Here is an 18953-nt window from a genome sequence, read left to right as displayed (position 1 = left end):
TGCTCAGATGACGCGTCGAGGAATGCGTGGGCTCAGCCGCACGACCAGTTCCTCAGACATCGTTCCGGTGGCGTCGCCCCACTCCTGAAGGGTCGGCTCCCCCGCGCTGCCATCGCCCCACACAGTCACCAGATCGCCGACGGCGACCTCGTTATCGTCGGCAAGGTCGAACCAGGCCCTGTCGACCTCCAGCGGGTCGATGAGCGGATGCCGTCGGCCGTGAACGGCGACGCCGATGCGCCCGGGCGCCAGGGTCGAGAGACCATCGGCGAAGCCGAGGTCGATGGATGCCCGGCGGCGGCCATCCGGAAGCGTCTCGACGACCGAGACGGGCGCGCTGAGCGTCATCACCTGACGCAGACCCATGCTCTCGGCGCTGGGCCCGTCGCCGGGCGGCAGTCCGTAGACGAACGCGCCGAAGCGTACAAGGTCGAACCGTGCGTCGGATCGGGCGAAGCCGGCAGCGCTGGCCGCCAGGTGTCGCAGAGGCGACGGCACGCCCAGATCATGAGCCACGGCCACGGCCTCTTCGAAGCGGGCGATCGAGAGCGAGTCCTCGTGGTCGTCGGCCTCCGCGATGTGGGTCCACACAGCGACGATCTCGAGGGTGCCCTGATCCTCCAAGGCCCGCGCACGGGCCACGAGTTCAGGCCAGTCTTCCGGTGTCGCGCCGTTGCGGTGCAGCCCTGTGTCGATCTTGAGGTGAACTCGAGCGGGGGTCGCAGCCGACGAAGCAGCGATGGTGTTCAGCTGCTCGACGGTCGAAATACCCAGGTCGATCGATGCCGAGATCGCGGGCTCGAGGTCTTCGGCGGGGTCGAGCAGCCATGCGAAGATCCGCGTGGGCGACGAGATGCCGGCCTCGCGCAGTGACAGCGAAGTGGGCACGTCGAGAGCACCGATCCAGCAGATTCCCGATTCGACGGCAGCTTTCGTCACATCGACCAGTCCGTGCCCATAGGCGTCGTTCTTCACCACGACCATCACCTGAGACGGCGCCACCTGCGCTGTCAGCACATCGAGGTTGTGGCGCAGCGCCTCGAGATCGATGAGAAGCTCGCCTCGTGAGATCGTCATACGTAACTCCGAACGATTCTGTCGCCCAGCGACGCCGTGACCTCCGCCGCGGACTTTCCCACGCTCGCGGCCCACGCGACCGGAGACGGATACCCCTTCGCTTCGTCTCCGAAGAGCACGACCTCGTCGCCCGGCGAGACCGGATCGTCACCGACGTCGAGCATGAAGACGTCCATGGCAACCCGTCCGGCGACAGGGTGGGTGGAGCCGGCGAACCACGCTCGGGCTCCATTGCAGGCGTGTCGGTCGATGCCGTCGCTGTAGCCGAGGCACACCATGGCGAGCCTGGTCGCAGTTTGTGTGCGGTACACGTAGCCGTAGGAGACGCCCTCGTCGGCGCCGACCTTCTTGGTCGAGAGCACGCGGGCGGAGAGAGTCATAGCGGGCAGCAGACCGAGACCGCGGGGATCCGGAACCGACGCTGTGTCGAGTCCGAAGATCTCTGGCCCGATGAGGCTTGCGTCGGCGAGGTCTGCCTGAAAGCTCTGGATGGCGGGAATCGAGACGCCTGACGCACGAATGGCGTGTGCGGCCTCGTCGTGAGACACCAGAAAAGCATCGACCGCCTCTGCGCCGAGGGACGCCGCGACAGCCGCTGCCCCGTGGCCGTAGGCGTCGCCGCGAAGATCGACGACGATTCTGTTGGGTGAGGCGTCAGCGATCAGGATGCGGGCGTTGCTGCGCACGATCTCGAGATCGATCATGGCGCGGCGCGGCGGAGGACTCGTGAGTGCTGGCGACATCACTAGATCGTGGTGAAGACGCTCTTGACGTTCGCAACGATCACTTCTCGTGACTTGGCGGCCAGACGATCGAGCTCGGCGTGTGCTGTCGACGGCGCATACGCGACATCGCGGCGTTCCAACGCGGCCCGGATGACGGCGTCGCTGAGCGAAGGGTTCAACGGCAGAACCGGCCCCTTCGTCTGGGTCGCGATGGACGAGCCCGCGATGACGCCCTCGCGACCGTTGCCATTGCCGCCACCGGAGGTGACGACACCGAGGGGCACGGCACCCGAATCGAGGTTCCACTCCGAGGCGTTGTCTTCGAAGCCCACGACGGTTCCGTGCGCGGATTCGACGACGATGTATCCGACCTGTCGTGGCACCCCGCGTCGAGCCGAGAACGGGAAGATCCCAACCCCGGTGAGGGCGGTGCCATCGGTAAGTGTGATGCCGCCGCCGAGAAGTTCGGCCCCGGCGCCGACAGCGAAGAACGGAACCCCGTCGTCTGCCAGTGAACGCAGAGCGGCTGCATTCTCCATGAGATCGGCGTAGACGGAACGAACAGCCGAGACAGGACCGTTTCCGATCACGACGATGTCGGAGTCTTTCGGAAGGCGTCGACCGATGGTGTGCTGCACGACGTCGACCCGGTGGCCCGCGCGTTCGAGACGCGCCCGCAGCGCTGTGACATTGCCACGCTCACCGCTTGCCTCGAGGTGTTCGGGGTACAGCTCCAGAATCGAGACCGAGTGTGCGGATGACGAACTCAAAACGAGACCTCCATGTCGCCGTAACCGATGATCTTTCTCGCGAGCATCATCTGCTCGTAGTTGACGACCCACGTCTTGTGACCCGTCGCGGGTGCAGGGAGGGCACGCATCAGTTCGATGGCCTTCTTGAGGTCGGGTTCGATCGTTCCGACCGGAATCCCCTCGTGCTCGAGTCGGAGTGCGAACTGCCAGGCTTTCGCACCCGTGAGCACGTCGACGTGGTCGAGCTGCGCAAAATCGATGTCGTAGAGCCAGGAGACGTCGGGAGTTCCCTCGTCGATGGCGACCATGACCTGCTCGGGCGCTGCGGGAAGCGCGTCGAGGTTGAGTTGGAGGCTCGCGGCGTTTTTGAACATCACGAACTCCACCTTCTCGTTTCCGAAGTCGAGCAGCTCGCCGCGCCCATAGGCCGGTGTCATCGACGAGAACGCTGCCGATGCTTTCGCGAGGTCGAATTCGGTGCCGAGCACCTGTGCGGCGGTAGCGAGCGCCGCTGCAGCATCGATGCCGTAGTGCAGTCCCTTTGCAGGAAGTGCGATGTCGGCCAACGCTCCCCCGACTCGGATGCGGGCCCCGGTGCTGTCCCACGACTCGAGTTCGGCGAGTGCATCGATGGGTGCAGTCGAGGCTTCTTCGCGGTGATTGGCCGCGTTGAAGAGGCCGTGCGCCGAGTCGGCGACGAGCTTCGGAGCCGCCCCGAAGTACGTGACGTCAGGAACGACCGCACCCTTCTTCGACAGGATCTCGCCGATCTTCGACAGATAGGCGTCGTCACGATTGCTGATGACGTGCTGTGTCGCCACCGCTGCCGTGTCGAGCATCATGTCGGCGACGACCTCTGTCTCGAAGAACCGATAGAGCTGGTCGACCTGCACATTGAGCATCAGAATGGTCGATGGCAACAGGGTCTTCGATAACTCGAGCGCGAATGCCTCATCGACTTCGAGGATGCCGATGTCTGCTTTCAACTTTCCGGTGACGCCCACTTCAGACAACAGCGCCGACGAGATGCCCTGTGGCAGGTTCGCCCCGGACGGGTTCGTGAACACCGTCAGGCCGTGCCCACGGAGAACCTCGGTGAGCATGTGGGTGGTCGTCGACTTGCCATTGGATCCGAGAACAAAGACGATGCCGTACTCGAACTGGGCGACCACATTCTTGATGAACCCCGGCGCCATCTTGTTGACGATGTAGCCGGGCAGCGCCGATCCGCCGCCGCGGGCCCGGGTGACAGCCCGGACCGCGCGACCGACGATAACGGGCGCGATATAACGCATCAGCGGCCTACTCGAGGTAGTCGCGCAGAGACTGCGAACGCGACGGGTGACGGAGTTTCGCCATCGTCTTCGACTCGATTTGCCGGATGCGCTCACGGGTGACGCCGAAGGTGTCACCGATCTGGTCGAGCGTCTTCGGCATTCCGTCGCCGAGGCCGAACCGCATGCGGATGACGCCCGCTTCGCGCTCGGAGAGAGAATCGAGCAGCGACTCGAGCTGCTTCTGCAGCATCGTGAAGCCCACCGCGTCGGCCGGAACGACCGCCTCGGTGTCTTCGATCAGATCGCCGAACTCGCTGTCGCCGTCTTCACCCAGAGGAGTGTGCAGCGAGATGGGCTCGCGGCCGTATTTCTGCACCTCGACGACCTTCTCAGGGGTCATGTCGAGTTCACGCGACAGTTCTTCGGGCGTAGGCTCGCGTCCCAGATCCTGGAGCATCTGGCGCTGCACGCGGGCGAGCTTGTTGATGACCTCGACCATGTGCACGGGGATGCGGATCGTGCGAGCCTGGTCGGCCATGGCCCGGGTGATCGCCTGTCTGATCCACCAGGTCGCGTAGGTCGAGAACTTGAAGCCCTTCGTGTAGTCGAACTTCTCGACTGCACGGATGAGGCCCAGGTTTCCCTCCTGGATGAGGTCGAGGAACTGCATTCCGCGACCCGTGTAGCGCTTTGCCAGGCTGACGACGAGACGCAGGTTGGCGCCGAGCAGGTGGCTCTTGGCGCGAGCACCGTCGCGGGCGACCCACTGCAGTTCACGACCGTAGGCCGACTTCTTCTCGGCTTCGCTCATCGTCGACATGGTGTCTTCGGCGAAGAGTCCCGCCTCGATGCGCATGGCGAGTTCGACTTCTTCGGCCGCGTTCAGAAGCGCGACCTTGCCGATCTGCTTCAGGTAGTCCTTGACCGGGTCGGCGGTTGCGCCGGTGATCGCGGTCGAGTAGACCGGAACATCGCTGTCGTCGTCGGCATCGGAGATGACCAACGCTCCGGCGGGCAGAACGATCTCCGCCGCGGGCTTGGGCGATCCGTCGTCGGACTCGTCGTCGGTCGTGGTCTCGTCTTCGTCGACGACGACCTCGACTACAGCGCCTGCTTCGGCGTCGTCATCGTCGGCGCCGGGACCGTCGGCTTCTGCCGCGGACTTGGCCTTCTTCGCAGCGGCAGCAGTCTTCGCTGCGGCTGCCTTCGTCGGAGCCTTCGCCGCTTTGGCTGCGGGAGCCTTCGTCGCGGTGGTCTTGGCGGCAGCGGCCTTTGCGGCGGCGGCCTTCGTCACCGGCTTTGCTGCTGCTGCAGCAGGCTCGTCAGCGACGGGTTCGAGTGTTGTGGTTGATTTGCGGGTGGCCATACGATCACCTTTCACGCCGGTCTCACCGGGTGGATTCGACTCTCACGAGCCGATGCCAATTGGAGGCTGGAGTTGTTTTCTGACATTACTAAGACCCATGTCAAGTGCTGGATTTTCGTGTCTGGATCACCAGACACCCTGCACAAGAACGGGTCTCGATTCTCAATTATTGCACGGATTGCAGAGCTGACCTTCCGCCTATGGGCGTCGGCGCTTCCACCTTCCTACCAGTGCAACCCATAAGGGGGCCACAGATATTCCCTCGTCCTCCTGAAGCCGTCGTCGCGTGCGGCGGCGGGCGCGCAGAAGAAAAAGGACACCTCCGCCGATCACTACATATTGAATCGAGAACGCCAGTCTGAAGGCGTCCATCGAGTAGAGGGCCGTGCTCAGGCCGGCGTCGTACTGGACATCGAGGATAACCCCGATCAAGAACAGCATGACGAAGCTGGCCATGAATCCGCCTACGTTCACGACACCGTTGGCGGAGCCGAGAGACCGGGCGGGGTTGAACGACCGGGCAAAGTCGAATCCGATCAGGGAGCCCGGGCCGCCGATACCGAGGGTCACGGTGAGAATCGCGATGAGCCAGATCGGAGGAACGCCCGGCCAGAGGAGAACGCCGGCCCACACGAACCCCAGAGCTGCGGTGATCCCCAGCACGAGATTCGACCGTCGCAGCGGGAACCGAGCGCTCAGGATTCCGAGGATCGGTCCGGCCACCATGCCGGAGATCACGATGACGACGAGGAAGGCTGCGGCTGCACCGCGGTCGAGTCCCACAGCGGAGACGAGGAACGGGAACCCCCAGAAAATCGTGAAGACCGTTCCCGATGACTGACTCACGAAATGCGACCAGAAGCCCAACTGGGTTCCCGGCCTGCGCAAGGTGGGTCCCAGCATCCGGATCGCCTCGCGCATGCTGGCGACGCGCGCGTCGCCATGGGCTTCGGGGGGCCGATTGCTCAGAAAGACGATCGAGAGCACAAGAGCGCTGAACGACACGGCAGCGGCGACCGAGAACGCGGGCGACCACCCGAACGTGTGCAGAACCCAAGCGAAGGGCAAAGCAGAGAGCACCTGCCCGAGCTGCCCGATGTTGCCGACCCACTGGCTGAGTTGCGGCACGATCGGTCCGGCGAACCAGGAATTGACGAGCCGGATGACCGAGATGAAGACGGCCGCGTCGCCCGCTCCGACGAACACACGACCGAGGACGGCTGTCGGGATATCCGGTGCGAAAGACAGGACGAGCTGACCCGCGACCATCAGCGTGCACCCGATCGAGATCAGCCACTTCGGCCCCACCCTGTCGATCAGGATTCCGACGGGGATCTGGAGCCCCGCGTAGACGATGAGCTGCACGACCGCCAGCGTCGACAGAAGGGCGGCCGACGAGTCGAACCGTGCCGCGGCATCGACTCCGGCAACGCCGAGTGTCGTCCGCTGCATCACCGCCGTCATATAGGCGAAGACGCCGACGCCGAAAACGAGCCAAGCGCGTCGGGAATTCACGTGCTTCATGTTACGACCCCATCCGGGCGGAATGTGACGCCCGGAGCGAGATCCCCGCCTCTAGATCAGAGGCCGAGCGACGGACCCGAATCATCGTCGCCCGCGCGACGGATGGCGAGGAACTTCTCGAGCTCTTCCGCGATCTCGTCTGCTGACGGCAGCTCGCCGTCTTCGTCGGTGAGTGGTGACTTGAGAGGTGTGCCCTGCATGTAAGCGTCGTGACGCTCCTCGAGCGTTCCGACGAGCTTCTCGAGGTCGCCGTTGGTGCCGACCTGCTCGTCGATCTTCGAGAGGAAGACACGCCCCTCTTCACGGAGCTTGTCGGTGGGAAAGATCAGTCCGGTGGCTGCGCTGATGCTCTCGAGACCGGCAAGCGCTGCGAGCGGGAACTCGGTGTCGGCGAGATAGTGCGGAATCAGGAGTGCGAAACCCGCGACGGGGTGGGTCAGCTCCTGAAGACGGAACTCCACCAGATGCATCGCGTTGGCGGGCACCTGGGTGTGCGGCTTCCACACCGAGAGGGCGTCGATGAGTTCGAGGCGATTGCCGCTCACCGTCACCCGGAGGGGCCGAGTGTGCGGAACGGGCATAGGAATCGCGTGGACCGATGTCGTGGTCTTGATCTTCAGGATCCCGATGAGATCGATGACGGACTTCGTGAACCCCTCCCACCGGAAATCGGGCTCGAATCCGTTGAGAAAGAGGAACGGCTGGTTCAGTTCGTCTTGCATCAGATAGAGGCGCAGGACGGGCGGCTGGTAGTCGCTCAGGTGATCCTGGTCGAAGTAGATCACGGGCCGACGGGCGCGGTAGTCGAGGAGGGCATCGGTGTCGAACTCGGCGATGACGCGGTTGCTGAGGTTCTCGAGAATGTAGTCGCCGACCTGCGCGACCGCTCCGCCCGCATCGGTGAAGCCGGTAAGAGCCACGACCAGGTCGAGTCCTTCGGGAATATTGCCGAGCTCGCCGGTGATCTCGTACAGCTCGCTCGAATCCGTCATGAATTCAACTCTAATCGCGGCGACTGGTGCGACCGGGCTGGCGCGGCATGCCGAGAGCGAACATCCGCGCCATAGGGTTGAACCATGACTCTCGCCTCTCTTGCCATCTCCTCATCCGACGCCGGCGATGTCGCCGCCGACGTTCTCGTACTGGGCGTGACCCGCACCGACGACGGGCCCGTTCTCGTCGGCTCGGCGGCATCCTTGCTCGGCACCGACCCGGCGTTCGCCGATCTCTCGGTGCTCGGCGTAACAGGCTCGAAAGACGACCTCGTGCGCGTGCCTGCTCCCGCAGGGATCGCCGCTCGAGCCATAGCCCTCGTCGGACTGGCCTCGGCCACGCCGAGCGCCGACGACCTCCGATACGCCGCGGGGTCGGCCGCACGACGGATGCTCGGGGTCTCCTCGATCGCCATGTCGCTGCCCGTCGACGACGAGTCTCAAGCGCGGGCTGTGCTCGAGGGATGCCTGCTCGGCGCCTATGAGTACACCGAATATCGTGCTGATGGCGGATCCGCGAAGTCGCGTCCTGCCGAGTCGTTCACGCTCGTCACCCCGATCTCCGTGTCTCCCGAGACCGTCGCATACGCGACCGAGGTGGGACGCGCCATCCACCTCGTTCGCGACCTCGTGAACGAGTCGCCGCTCGATCTCTACCCGCAGACGTTCGCCGAGCGTGCAGCCGAACTGGGCAGCATTCCCGGCGTCGAGGTAACCGTCTGGGACGAGTCGCGACTGGCTGACGAGGGTTTCGGGGGAATTCTGGGTGTCGGGCAGGGCTCGTCGCGGCCGCCTCGGCTGGTGAAGGTCAGCTACTCCCCCGAGAACGCGGCCGACGCGCGGCACATCGCCCTTGTCGGAAAAGGCATCACCTTCGATTCCGGCGGTCTCTCTCTGAAGCCCGCCGCCTCGATGATCGGCATGAAGTACGACATGGCCGGTGCCGCCACGGTGCTGTCGGTCGTTCTCGCCGCGGCGCGGCTCGCCCTGCCCACACGGGTCACCGCCTGGCTCTGCTTGGCGGAGAACATGCCGTCGGCCACAGCGATCCGACCGGGCGATGTGCTTCGAATCCGGGGTGGCAAGACGGTCGAGGTGTTGAACACCGACGCCGAGGGCCGTCTCGTGCTGGCGGACGGTCTGGTCGCGGCGAGTGAGGAGTTTCCCGACGCGATCATCGACGTGGCGACTCTGACCGGCGCTGCGAGCGTCGCGCTCGGCAACCGCTACGTGGGCACGCTGGGAAGCTCCCCGCTCGTCGCAGAGGTTCTCGGCACGGCCGAATCGGCTGGCGAGCTGCTCTGGCATATGCCGCTGGGCGAGGAGTTCCGGCCCATGCTGGCGTCGGACATCGCGGATATCGCGAATATCAAGCCCGGCAACACAGCGGGAGGCATGCTCATCGCCGCCGTCTTCCTCAGCGAGTTCATCGGCACCTCGGCCGACGGATCTGCGCGCATTCCGTGGGTGCACCTCGATATCGCCGGTGCGGGCACGAACAAGGACTCGCTGTACGGGTACACAGGAAAAGGACCGACTGGCGTCACTGTGCGCACACTGCTCGCCCTGGCGGCCTCATCGGCACCCGCGCGGACCGAGTGAAGTCGGCCGTAGTAGGCTCGACAGGGCGCAAAAACACGCCAGCACAGCCCGTTCCACTCATCCGTGGAGCGCGGGCGAGCACGAATTCTCACGAGGGAGTCACCGCGGGTGTCTGAACAGAATTTCGACCTGGTCGTTCTCGGCGGCGGAAGCGGTGGCTACGCGGCAGCCCTTCGAGCCAGCCTTCTGGGGCTCACCGTGGCACTGATCGAAAAAGACAAGCTCGGCGGCACCTGCCTGCACCGCGGCTGCATTCCCACCAAGGCCCTTCTGCATTCTGCAGAGGTCGCCGATGCCGCTCGTGGAGCGTCGAAGTACGGCATCTCGACTACCTTCGACGGTGTAGACATCGCCGGAGTGACCGCCTATCGCGAAGGTATCGTCTCGAGCAAGTTCAAGGGCCTCGAGGGACTCATCAAGGCTCGCAAGATCACGGTGATCCGGGGCGAGGGCCGTCTGGTCTCTCCCACTCGGGTGCAGGTGGGCGACGACGTCATCGAGGGCAAGAACGTCGTCCTTGCGACGGGGTCCTACGCACGGTCTCTGCCCGGCCTCGAGATCGGCGGGCGCGTCATCACGAGCGAGCAGGCGCTGGAGCTCGACTTCGTGCCCAAGAAGGTCGCCATCCTCGGCGGCGGTGTGATCGGCGTCGAATTCGCCAGCGTGTGGAGGTCGTTCGGGTCGGAGGTCACGATCATCGAGGCTCTCCCCCATCTCGTGCCCAACGAAGAAGAGTCGATCAGCAAGCAGTTCGAGCGCGCGTTCCGCAAGCGCGGGATCGAATTCTCGCTCGGCACGCGATTCCAGTCCGTCGACCAGAACGACGACGGAATCGTGGTGACGCTCGAAGACGGTCGGAAGATCGAGGCGGAACTCCTCCTGGTCGCCGTTGGGCGCGGTCCGTCGACCCAGGGCCTCGGGTTCGAAGAGGTCGGAGTGGAGATCGATCGCGGCTTCGTCATCACGAACGAGCGACTCGAAACCAACATCCCCGGTCTGTACGCGGTGGGCGACATCGTTCCAGGACTCCAGCTCGCACATCGCGGATTCCAACACGGCATCTTCGTCGCCGAGGAGATCGCAGGCCTGGCGCCGCAGATCGTCGACGACGTGAACATCCCCAAGGTCACCTATTCAGACCCGGAGGTGGCCTCCGTCGGTCTGACCGAGGCGCGAGCCATCGCCGAGTATGGCCAGGATCGCGTCACGTCCTATGACTACAGCCTTGGCGGCAACGGCAAGAGCCACATCATCGGCACGACCGGCTCGGTCAAGGTCGTGCGCGTCGCCGACGGGCCTGTCGTCGGAATCCACATGATCGGTGCTCGCGTCGGTGAACTCATCGGCGAGGCTCAGCTCATCGTGAACTGGGAAGCGTACCCGGAGGATGTCGCGCAGTTGGTGCACGCGCATCCCACGCAGAACGAAGCCCTGGGCGAGGCACACCTTGCTCTGGCAGGCAAGCCCCTGCACGCGCTCTAGCCAGACCGCGTCACCCACATACCCAATACAAGTAAGCTAAAAACCACGATCGGTTTCTAAAGGAGACAAGCTAATGAGCGAATCCGTCAACCTTCCAGCACTCGGTGAGAGTGTCACAGAGGGAACGGTAACCCGCTGGCTCAAGAGTGTGGGAGACCGCGTCGAGGTCGACGAACCCCTGCTCGAAGTGTCAACGGACAAGGTAGACACAGAGATCCCGTCACCCGTTGCCGGTGTGATCGAGGAGATTCTGGTTCAGGAGGACGAGACCGTCGAGGTCGGAACGGCGCTCGTGCGCATCGGAGACGGCAGTTCCGCTGCGTCGTCCGAGGCACCTGCAGAGCCCGCGGCAGAAGAGATTCCCGCCGAGGAGCCGTCCGTCGAGGCCGAGACCGAGGCTGAAGCTCCTGCACCCGCTCCCGAGCCCGAGGAAGCGCCTGCAGCTCCGGCGGCTCCTGCCGCCGAGCCGGCGCCCGCAGCCACGCCCGCACCTGCTACGCCAGCACCGGCCGCCGCAACGGCTCCCGCTCCGGCTCCTGCCGCTGCGGCGCCTGCCCCGGCCGCTTCGCCCGCTCCCGCGGCGACTCCGGCCGCCACGCCTGCATCTGACGACTCGTTCCGTGCAGCGAACGCCGGCTATGTCACTCCCCTGGTCCGCAAGCTCGCGGGCGACAACGGCATCGACCTCTCGACCATCACGGGCAGTGGCGTGGGCGGACGAATCCGCAAGGAAGACGTCGTTGCCGCTGCAGAAGCAGCCAAAGCACCGGCTGCGCAGGCATCCGCCGGAACCCCGGCGGCCGTGGCCACGACGCTCCCCGTCTCCGACCTTCGAGGCACCACTCAGCCGATGTCGCGTCTGCGCAAGGTCGTCGCGCAGCGCGCGGTCGAGTCGATGCAGTCGACGGCTCAGCTGACCAGCGTGGTCGAGGTCGACGTGACCCGCGTCGCCGCCCTGCGCGACAAGGTGAAGGCCACGTTCCAGGAGAAGACCGGCAACAAGCTGAGCTTCCTTCCCTTCTTCGCGCTCGCTGCGACGGAGGCCCTCAAGGCGTACCCGATCATCAACGCGACGGTCGACGGCGACAGCATCGTCTACCCCGATCACGAGAACGTAAGCATCGCGGTCGACACCGAGCGCGGCTTGCTGACGCCCGTCGTCAAGAACGCCGGCGAACTCGACCTCGCGGGGTTCGCGCGCGAGATCGCCGACCTGGCGACGCGTACGCGCGACAACAAGCTCAAGCCCGATGAGCTGGCCGGCGGCACGTTCACACTCACGAACACGGGTTCGCGCGGTGCGCTCTTCGACACTCCCGTGGTCTTCCTTCCGCAGGTCGCGATTCTCGGCACCGGTATCGTGTCGCGCAAGCCTCTTGTGGTCAAGACGAGCGAGGGCGAAGCCATCGCCATCCGTTCGACGGTCTACCTGGCTCTGAGCTACGACCACCGCATCGTCGATGGGGCCGACGCGGCCCGATTCCTCGTAGCCGTGAAGAACCGCCTCGAAGAGGGCGCGTTCGAGGGCAACCTGGGCTACTAATCGCTCGTAAAGACATCTCGAACTCGCCAGCCGGCCTCGCCCTTCAGCAGAAGGAATGAGGCCGGTTGGCCGTTTAACCGTGCTGCGACGAGAGCTGACCCGCCCCATGAGCCGGTCATGACGGCATCGTCGGCCTCGATCACAGGCAATGGATCGTCGACCGGCTGCGACTCCAAGTAGTCCTCCTGAAACACCGTTGTCAGACAGCCCTCGGGCTCGGCGGCAGCAGCACACGCGTCGGTGACCCGCGACAAGACCTGGAGCGCTACGACGGGATCGTCATGTGCCGCTGCGGACTCGGCTTCGGGCTGCGCAGGCGGGGCGGCGTCGCCAGACGGAGCGGCAGACGCCGGAGTACGCGTCGTCGAGGTCTTCTCCCCGCCAGCCTGAGCGCCGTCGGTCGGTGACGGAAGAACCATCAGAAGCGCAGTCGTGGCGATCGCGGCGCACGAGGCCGCGACGAGCAGTGGCTTACGTTGCCAGGGTTTCCGTCCACCACCGCCGGCTCCAGCGTCTTCTTCTGCCATCGGGGTCTCGGGCCGCGGGCGGTGTCTTTTCGAGAGGCGGGCTGCGATATCGATCACCGACGCGGCGAACTCGAGGCCTGTCGACGACACTCCGAGAACGCGCAATGCCGCGACCAGACGGTTCTCGCTCTGGGCCGGTGCGGGGTCGGGCGTCGATGGTGACCAGTCGTATTCGGTGCTCGCTGCTCGGGCAGCAGCGGGCTCATACGTCGCCACGTCGAGGCGCATTTGAGTCTTCGATTCGGGCTCCGAGCCCGCTGCAGCGAGGGACACGACCTGCGCCGGGGCGATGGCGAAGAGGGCCCGTTCAAGCTGGGGCAAGAACTCTCTACTCGGTGCTTCGGTGATCGCCCGCGACAATCGCGCCAGGTCGAAGCCTGTCGGCATCCGTTCGCCGTCGATGCGGCTCAGGACCTCATCGACGACCTCGAGCAGACCGTGATGATCCGCGACGACGGCGTCTCGCCACAGCGTCTCTCTCGATTGAGTCGGATCGCTGTTTCGCCCCTGGGCGCCAGGCCACGCTGCCGAGTGGAGGGCTTTCGGCGACTGACGGAGCGCTCCGCGGCCGAAGCCTGTGAGAGTCGGCGATCCGCGATGGTCGAAGACTATCCGGCGCAGATGGAGCGCGCCGTGGGTGACGCCTGCGTTGTGAAGAGCCTGGAGCGCCGAGCACAGAGGCGCGAGCACAGTGACCGCTTGGCCTGCACTCAGCGAACTCGTCCGCCCCAGGTATGAGGAGAGGGACGGGCCAGGAAGTCTCTCCAAGACGAAGCACGGGGCTGCCCCCTCGTTGATGCTGGCCACGTCGAGAAGGCGAACGACATGAGGTGCCGCGACAGCAGTCAGGGCTGCGAGTTCCACGTCGATGGAGGCAGCGGATGTATCGGCGCGGAAGACTTTCAATACTCGAGAACTGGGGCCATGGCTCTCTCCATTAGCTGACGCATGAGCCAGCAGGAGCGTCGCCCTGGTTCCCACAGCAAGGCGTCGCACGATCTTGTGGCCCGCGACATCGTCGAGCCTCGACGCGTCCAGAGCACTTTCTGCAGGTGCGGCCTGCGGTCCATGGTGAGTCGTTCGGTGGCGGCGGGTCATACACCGATTGTGAGTCGACGAGTAGGGCGCCATGAACGAACAGCGCCATCTGTGCAGTTCTCGGAGCCCGATGCATTTGTGCAGGAGCGGTGAGGCTGCCGTGAGCGAACTGGTCGGCATGAACGAATTCGACTCGGTATCCTTGACGCATGGCACGCAAGTCTGAGAAATCCACCCCGAAGGCCCCCAAAGAACCGGGTCGCATCAAGCAGATGTGGCAGGTCTTCAACATGACCCGCCGCTACGACAAGAACGTCGTCTGGATCATGGCTCTCGGGTTCCTCCTTCCCATCGCAGCCGGCCTCGTTGTCGCCCTCCTGCTGTCTGATGGCAACGGCTTCGCAATGGCCATGTGGATCATCGCAGGGGTTCTCGCGGGCTTCCTGGTTGCGCTGATCATTCTCGGTCGCCGTGCGGAGCGTGCGGCCTACGGCCAGATCGCCGGCCAGCCCGGCGCAGTAGGCGCTGTTCTCCGGTCGAGCCTCAAGCGCAGTTGGCGAGGCAGCGAGATGCCGGTCGCTGTGAACGGCAAGACTCAGGATGCGGTCTACCGCGCCGTCGGTCGCGGTGGCGTCGTGCTGATCAGCGAAGGCTCGAAGACGCGCACGACGCGGATGCTCGAAGAAGAGCGTCGCAAGGTGCTGCGTGTTCTCCCCAACGTGCCGGTCACTTTCCTGTACGTCGATTCCCATGACCCTGAGGCGGTTCCCCTGCACAAGGTCGCCAGCCGTATGGCCAAGGTCAAGCCCGCTCTGAACAAAGCCGAGGTCATGGCCGTGAGCAATCGACTCACGTCCCTCGGTTCCACAGGGATGCCGATTCCGAAGGGCGTCGACCCCTTCAAGGTTCGTCCCCAGCGCGGCCGTTGACCCGCGTCAGCGGCGCATAACGAGTACCGTGCCGGCGAACACGTCGTGCAGGCCGCGCTGATCCGAATCCCAGATCAACGCGGGGATGAGAAGCAGCAAGAGGCCGGTGCGAAGTGCAGGACGCCAGACACCCGCATAGCTGCCGTCGACCTTGACGATGCGGATTCCGAGAATGAAGTGGCCGAGACCACTCCCCAGAGTCGAAAGCAAGACGACCTGCTCGACGGCGAAGATGACCAGGCTGGCCCAGTCGCTGCCGAAGAAGAACGCGAAATAGACGACGTAGCACGCGGCGAAGTCGATGAAGATCGCAGCAAGTCGACGACCGCTGCGGGCAACGGATCCGACGCCGGTTCGAGGAAAGCCCATCCGCTCCCCCGGCCAGTTGCTGGGCGGAGCCCCTTGGGACGATGAGGACGCGGGCGAAGTTGGCACCAGACGAGTTTACGACCGCTGCGATGAGGGCATTTGAGGCAAGCCGTAACATGCCCGAAACAAATGCGTCACTGCTGGGTAACCGCTTCCCCGTAGGCTCGTGACGGCTGCGTTCGCAGCTGTTCCTCTGTACCAAGCCATTTGGAGTCTCTCACATGTTCAGTGATTCTTCCGAGGTGCTCAAGTTCATCAAGGACACGGACGTAAAGTTCCTTGATATTCGGTTCACCGATCTTCCCGGTGTCCAGCAGCACATCACCATCCCCGCATCGACGGTCGACGAGTCGTTCTTCACCGTCGGGCAGATGTTCGACGGATCGTCGATTCGCGGTTTCGCGTCGATCCACGAGTCGGACATGCAGATCATCCCTGACGTGTCGACGGCCTACATCGATCCGTTCCGCGTCAACCGCACGCTGATCATGATCTTCGACATCTACAACCCGCGCAACGGCGAGATCTACCACCGTGACCCGCGCCAGGTGGCCAAGAAGGCCGAGAAGTACCTCGCCTCGACCGGCATCGCCGACACCGCGTTCTTCGCCCCCGAGGCCGAGTTCTACATCTTCGACGATGTGAAGTACGAAGTGAACCAGCACTCGAGCTCCTATTCCGTCGACTCCGACGAGGCAGCCTGGAACTCCGGCCGCACCGAAGAGGGCGGAAACCTCGCCAACAAGACGCCTTACAAGGGCGGTTACTTCCCCGTCAGCCCGGTCGACAAGCACGCCGACCTGCGCGACGACATCGTGCTCGAGTTGATGGCTGCCGGGCTCGAGGTCGAGCGTGGCCACCACGAGGTCGGCACTGCTGGCCAGGGTGAGATCAACTACAAGTTCGACACAATGGTGCACGCGGCCGACGACATCCTGAAGTTCAAGTACATCGTCAAGAACGTCGCCGAGCGCTGGGGCAAGACGGCCACGTTCATGCCCAAGCCGCTCTTCGGCGACAACGGCTCGGGTATGCACACCCACCAGTCGCTCTGGAACGACGGTGCGCCGTTGTTCTACGACGAGGCCGGCTACGGCGGACTCAGCGACATCGCGCGCTGGTACATCGGTGGAATCCTCGCTCACGCCCCCGCCGTCTACGCCTTCACGAACCCGTCGGTCAACAGCTATCACCGCCTGGTCCCCGGCTTCGAAGCCCCGGTCAACCTTGTCTACTCGGCCGGTAACCGCTCGGCGTCGATCCGCATCCCGATCACGGGCACGAACCCGAAGGCCAAGCGCATCGAGTTCCGCACGCCGGATGCCTCGGGTAACCCGTACCTGGCATTCGCGGCTCAGCTCATGGCTGGCCTCGACGGAATCGTGAACCGCATCGAGCCGCACGAACCGGTCGACAAGGACCTCTACGAGCTTCCGCCCGAAGAGGCGAAGCTCATCCCCCAGGGTCCGGCATCCCTCGGCGAGGCTCTCGACGCGCTCGAGGCAGACCACGAGTTCCTGCTGCAGGGCAACGTGTTCACGATCGACCTGATCGAGAACTGGATCAGCTACAAGCGCGAGAACGAGATCAAGCCGCTCCAGCAGCGTCCGCACCCGTTCGAGTTCGAGCTGTACTACGGCGTGTAACGAGACACCATGATCGTGGGCTTCTGACCCCATCCGATCTGCAACGAGTCCGCAGGAGTGACCCGGTCATCCGTGACCGAAAGGGCCACTCCTGCGGACTCGTTTGCTTTGCCCGGGGGCATGCGGACCCGAATCCGGCTCAGTCACCACGGGCGAAACGGATACTCTCCTCGACGAACGAGACCACGATCCCCACTTCGTCGATCGTTCGCGGTGCGTAAAGCAGGAACTCCGTTCCGAAGTCCTCATATTGATGCGGTTCGGCCCAGCCGAGCTCGGTCAGCTCGGCGCCGCGGTGCGCGGGCAGACAGGCGTGGATGCTGGTGTCTGACACCCCGTGAACGTGCACCGGTTCGAGTCGATGGCCGGGTGCCAGCGATGTCTCTGGGCGGAGCTCGACCGACTGCTCTTCGAGGTGCACGGCACGAGAGCTCGGCGGCGACACGGCACTATGGCCTTCGAGGACGCCGGGTAGGGCGAAGATCTCTGCGACGAGGCGTCCCCAGATCTCGGGTGTCGATCGCTGGCTGAGCTGACGTTGCGGTCCCTCGGTCGAGACAAGGGGTTTCGCGCCTTCTCGTGATCGTGTGTGGTGCATCGCTCAAGCGTATGTCCGCTAGCGCGGCGCGCGTGAGCGCTGACTCGCCAGCTTGGCCTGTCGGTCGAAGCCGAAGAGACGACGGGCGCCGAATCCTCCGATGGTCGTGCCCGCCGCGAGGCCGATTCCCGTGGCCAAGGCCATCACCACCGGGGGCAGAGTGTCCGCCGCGGCGAACTCGGCATCCATGAATCCGTACAGTGCGCGATACACGGCGAGGCCGGGGATGAGGGAGATGATTCCCGCCATAGTCACGGCCCCTTCCGGAACCTTGACCCAGCGGTAGGCGAGGTACCCGACGACTCCCGCCACCGTTCCTGCGATGCCGGGAGCCAGCCCGGGCTGCGTGGCAAACGGAAGCACCGCCGAGTAGACGGCGAAGATCCCGCCCGCGGCCACGGCCATCAGCAACACGAGTCGAAGGCGCACATACGAGGTGAGCGCGAAGCCGACGCCGATGAGCATCGCACCTACGGTCCCCGAAACGAGGCCGATTCGATCCCCCAGCGACGTGGCGATGGTCACGGGAATTCCGATTCTCAGGGCAAACCCGAGAACGAGGGAGATGCCGACTGCGAGGCCGAGTGTGAGCATGAGGACTTCCATCCCTCGCGCCGTCGCGGTCACGTAGTACCCGTCGATGGCGTCCCTGGCCGATGCGGTCAGTCCGACACCGGAGAGAAGGGTGATGATCCCGGCGATGACGATCACCGTAGGGCTGTTCGAGCCAGGCAGATCGATTCCTACCGAACGCAACCAGAAGATGAAGACGGCGATGGTCGTCGTGGCGATGGCCGCTGCCATCTGGGCGAAGAATCCGGGAACCGACCACTTGCTGAGCCGGCGCACGATGAGATGAGAGGAGGCCGCGGTGATCGCCGTAGCGAGCACCAGCACGATACTTACATCGAACATCACGACGACGCCGCTGGCCAGTACGGCTTGGCCCGCGGCCACGACCCAGTGCCGGTAGGGATGCGGACTCGCCAGAATCGCCGTCAGACGATCCCTGGCCGTCTCGACGTCCAGCGGCTCCTCCTGCCCCGCGATCTCATCGATGAGCAGATAGACCGCCTGCAGGCGCGTGTAGTCGGTGGTGCGCACTCTCACGATGCGCATGACCGAGAGCGGGTCCTCGTTCATTCCGCGATGGATAGACACCGTTATCGAGGTGAAAGTGATGTCGACGTGCATCGCGCTGATTCCATAAGCGTCGCTGATTCGCAGTACTGTCGCGACCACATCGGACGCCGATGCTCCGGTGGCGAGCATCGACTCGCCCGCCCTCAGACAGAGGTCGATGACCAGGCGGGCGTGACGCTGCGACAGTGCGTCGTCTCCCCCGACAACCGAGATGATCTGCGTGGGAGTGCCAGCTCCTCGGATGGCACCACCCGCCAGCTCGATGAGCGACTGTCTCACCCGTCGTCGGTGCACGCTCTGCCGGTCGTTGATGCCATCACTCACTGGTCAAGGGTACGGGCAACCCGGTGCCAATCGTCCGCG

The 18953-nt window shown here is 64.6% G+C and carries 16 protein-coding genes; 5 read left to right on the top strand and 11 right to left on the bottom strand.

Features of this window, described 5'->3' with window-relative positions:
• Window positions 1–3 precede the first annotated feature (3 nt).
• The 7 genes from alr to B9Y86_RS11175 all read right to left on the bottom strand — a co-directional run bounded on the left by alr (window position 4) and on the right by B9Y86_RS11175 (window position 7713).
• Window positions 4–1077, bottom strand: coding sequence for an alanine racemase (gene alr, locus B9Y86_RS11205; protein WP_085485984.1), 1074 nt, complete (start codon window positions 1075–1077; stop codon window positions 4–6).
• Window positions 1074–1820, bottom strand: a complete 747-nt coding sequence (locus B9Y86_RS11200; RefSeq protein ID WP_085485982.1) for an alanine racemase C-terminal domain-containing protein — start codon at window positions 1818–1820, stop codon at window positions 1074–1076. Before B9Y86_RS11200 ends, alr begins: the two co-directional genes overlap by 4 nt.
• A 2-nt stretch (window positions 1821–1822) precedes the next feature.
• Window positions 1823–2572 carry a hypothetical protein gene (locus tag B9Y86_RS11195; RefSeq protein ID WP_176223342.1) on the bottom strand — a complete coding sequence of 250 codons (750 nt, stop codon included), beginning with the start codon at window positions 2570–2572 and terminating at the stop codon, window positions 1823–1825.
• Window positions 2569–3849: a MurT ligase domain-containing protein gene (locus B9Y86_RS11190; RefSeq protein ID WP_085485978.1), complete on the bottom strand. Its 1281-nt coding sequence runs from the start codon at window positions 3847–3849 to the stop codon at window positions 2569–2571. Before B9Y86_RS11190 ends, B9Y86_RS11195 begins: the two co-directional genes overlap by 4 nt.
• A gap of 7 nt (window positions 3850–3856) precedes the next feature.
• Window positions 3857–5197, bottom strand: a complete 1341-nt coding sequence (locus tag B9Y86_RS11185) for an RNA polymerase sigma factor (protein ID WP_085485976.1) — start codon at window positions 5195–5197, stop codon at window positions 3857–3859.
• A gap of 198 nt (window positions 5198–5395) precedes the next feature.
• Window positions 5396–6712: an MFS transporter gene (locus B9Y86_RS11180; protein ID WP_139824866.1), complete on the bottom strand. Its 1317-nt coding sequence runs from the start codon at window positions 6710–6712 to the stop codon at window positions 5396–5398.
• Between the two features lie 65 nt (window positions 6713–6777).
• Entirely contained in the window at window positions 6778–7713 is a 936-nt protein-coding gene (locus B9Y86_RS11175; protein ID WP_085485974.1) for a proteasome assembly chaperone family protein, read from the bottom strand.
• A gap of 84 nt (window positions 7714–7797) precedes the next feature.
• On the opposite strand from B9Y86_RS11175, the gene B9Y86_RS11170 reads away from it, so the two are divergent.
• The 3 genes from B9Y86_RS11170 (at window position 7798) to sucB (ending at window position 12340) form a co-directional block, all read left to right on the top strand.
• Window positions 7798–9315, top strand: coding sequence for a leucyl aminopeptidase (locus tag B9Y86_RS11170; RefSeq protein ID WP_085485972.1), 1518 nt, complete (start codon window positions 7798–7800; stop codon window positions 9313–9315).
• Window positions 9316–9423: 108 nt separating this feature from the next.
• Window positions 9424–10797 (top strand): dihydrolipoyl dehydrogenase, encoded by a 1374-nt coding sequence (gene lpdA / locus B9Y86_RS11165; protein WP_085485970.1) that lies wholly within the window; start codon window positions 9424–9426, stop codon window positions 10795–10797.
• A gap of 73 nt (window positions 10798–10870) precedes the next feature.
• Window positions 10871–12340: a 2-oxoglutarate dehydrogenase, E2 component, dihydrolipoamide succinyltransferase gene (sucB, locus tag B9Y86_RS11160; protein ID WP_085485968.1), complete on the top strand. Its 1470-nt coding sequence runs from the start codon at window positions 10871–10873 to the stop codon at window positions 12338–12340.
• On the opposite strand, the gene B9Y86_RS11155 is transcribed toward sucB, so the two are convergent.
• Window positions 12337–13965, bottom strand: a complete 1629-nt coding sequence (locus tag B9Y86_RS11155; protein WP_176223341.1) for a protein kinase domain-containing protein — start codon at window positions 13963–13965, stop codon at window positions 12337–12339. The two genes, sucB and B9Y86_RS11155, sit on opposite strands and share 4 nt — an antisense overlap.
• Before the next feature lie 149 nt (window positions 13966–14114).
• On the opposite strand from B9Y86_RS11155, the gene B9Y86_RS11150 reads away from it, so the two are divergent.
• A complete protein-coding gene (locus B9Y86_RS11150) occupies window positions 14115–14834 on the top strand; it encodes a DUF4191 domain-containing protein (protein WP_085485964.1) in 720 nt (239 codons plus the stop codon).
• 6 nt (window positions 14835–14840) lie between these two features.
• On the opposite strand, the gene B9Y86_RS11145 is transcribed toward B9Y86_RS11150, so the two are convergent.
• The gene (locus B9Y86_RS11145) at window positions 14841–15269 is read right to left on the bottom strand and encodes an RDD family protein (RefSeq protein ID WP_244894730.1); all 429 of its coding nucleotides are present in this window, start codon (window positions 15267–15269) and stop codon (window positions 14841–14843) included.
• A gap of 155 nt (window positions 15270–15424) precedes the next feature.
• On the opposite strand from B9Y86_RS11145, the gene glnA reads away from it, so the two are divergent.
• Entirely contained in the window at window positions 15425–16849 is a 1425-nt protein-coding gene (gene glnA, locus B9Y86_RS11140) for a type I glutamate--ammonia ligase (RefSeq protein ID WP_055929015.1), read from the top strand.
• Between the two features lie 139 nt (window positions 16850–16988).
• Here glnA and B9Y86_RS11135 read toward each other — a convergent pair whose 3' ends face one another.
• Complete coding sequence (locus B9Y86_RS11135; protein ID WP_228515463.1) at window positions 16989–17447, bottom strand: luciferase domain-containing protein; 459 nt, start codon at window positions 17445–17447, stop codon at window positions 16989–16991.
• Window positions 17448–17465: 18 nt separating this feature from the next.
• Window positions 17466–18914 (bottom strand): threonine/serine exporter family protein, encoded by a 1449-nt coding sequence (locus B9Y86_RS11130; RefSeq protein ID WP_244894729.1) that lies wholly within the window; start codon window positions 18912–18914, stop codon window positions 17466–17468.
• Between the last annotated feature and the right edge of the window lie 39 nt (window positions 18915–18953).

Source organism: Agreia pratensis (assembly GCF_900177685.1).
Taxonomy (GTDB): Bacteria; Actinomycetota; Actinomycetes; order Actinomycetales; family Microbacteriaceae; genus Agreia; species Agreia pratensis.
Note: the sequence above shows the minus strand (reverse complement) of the source record. Positions and strands in the feature narration are given on the sequence as shown.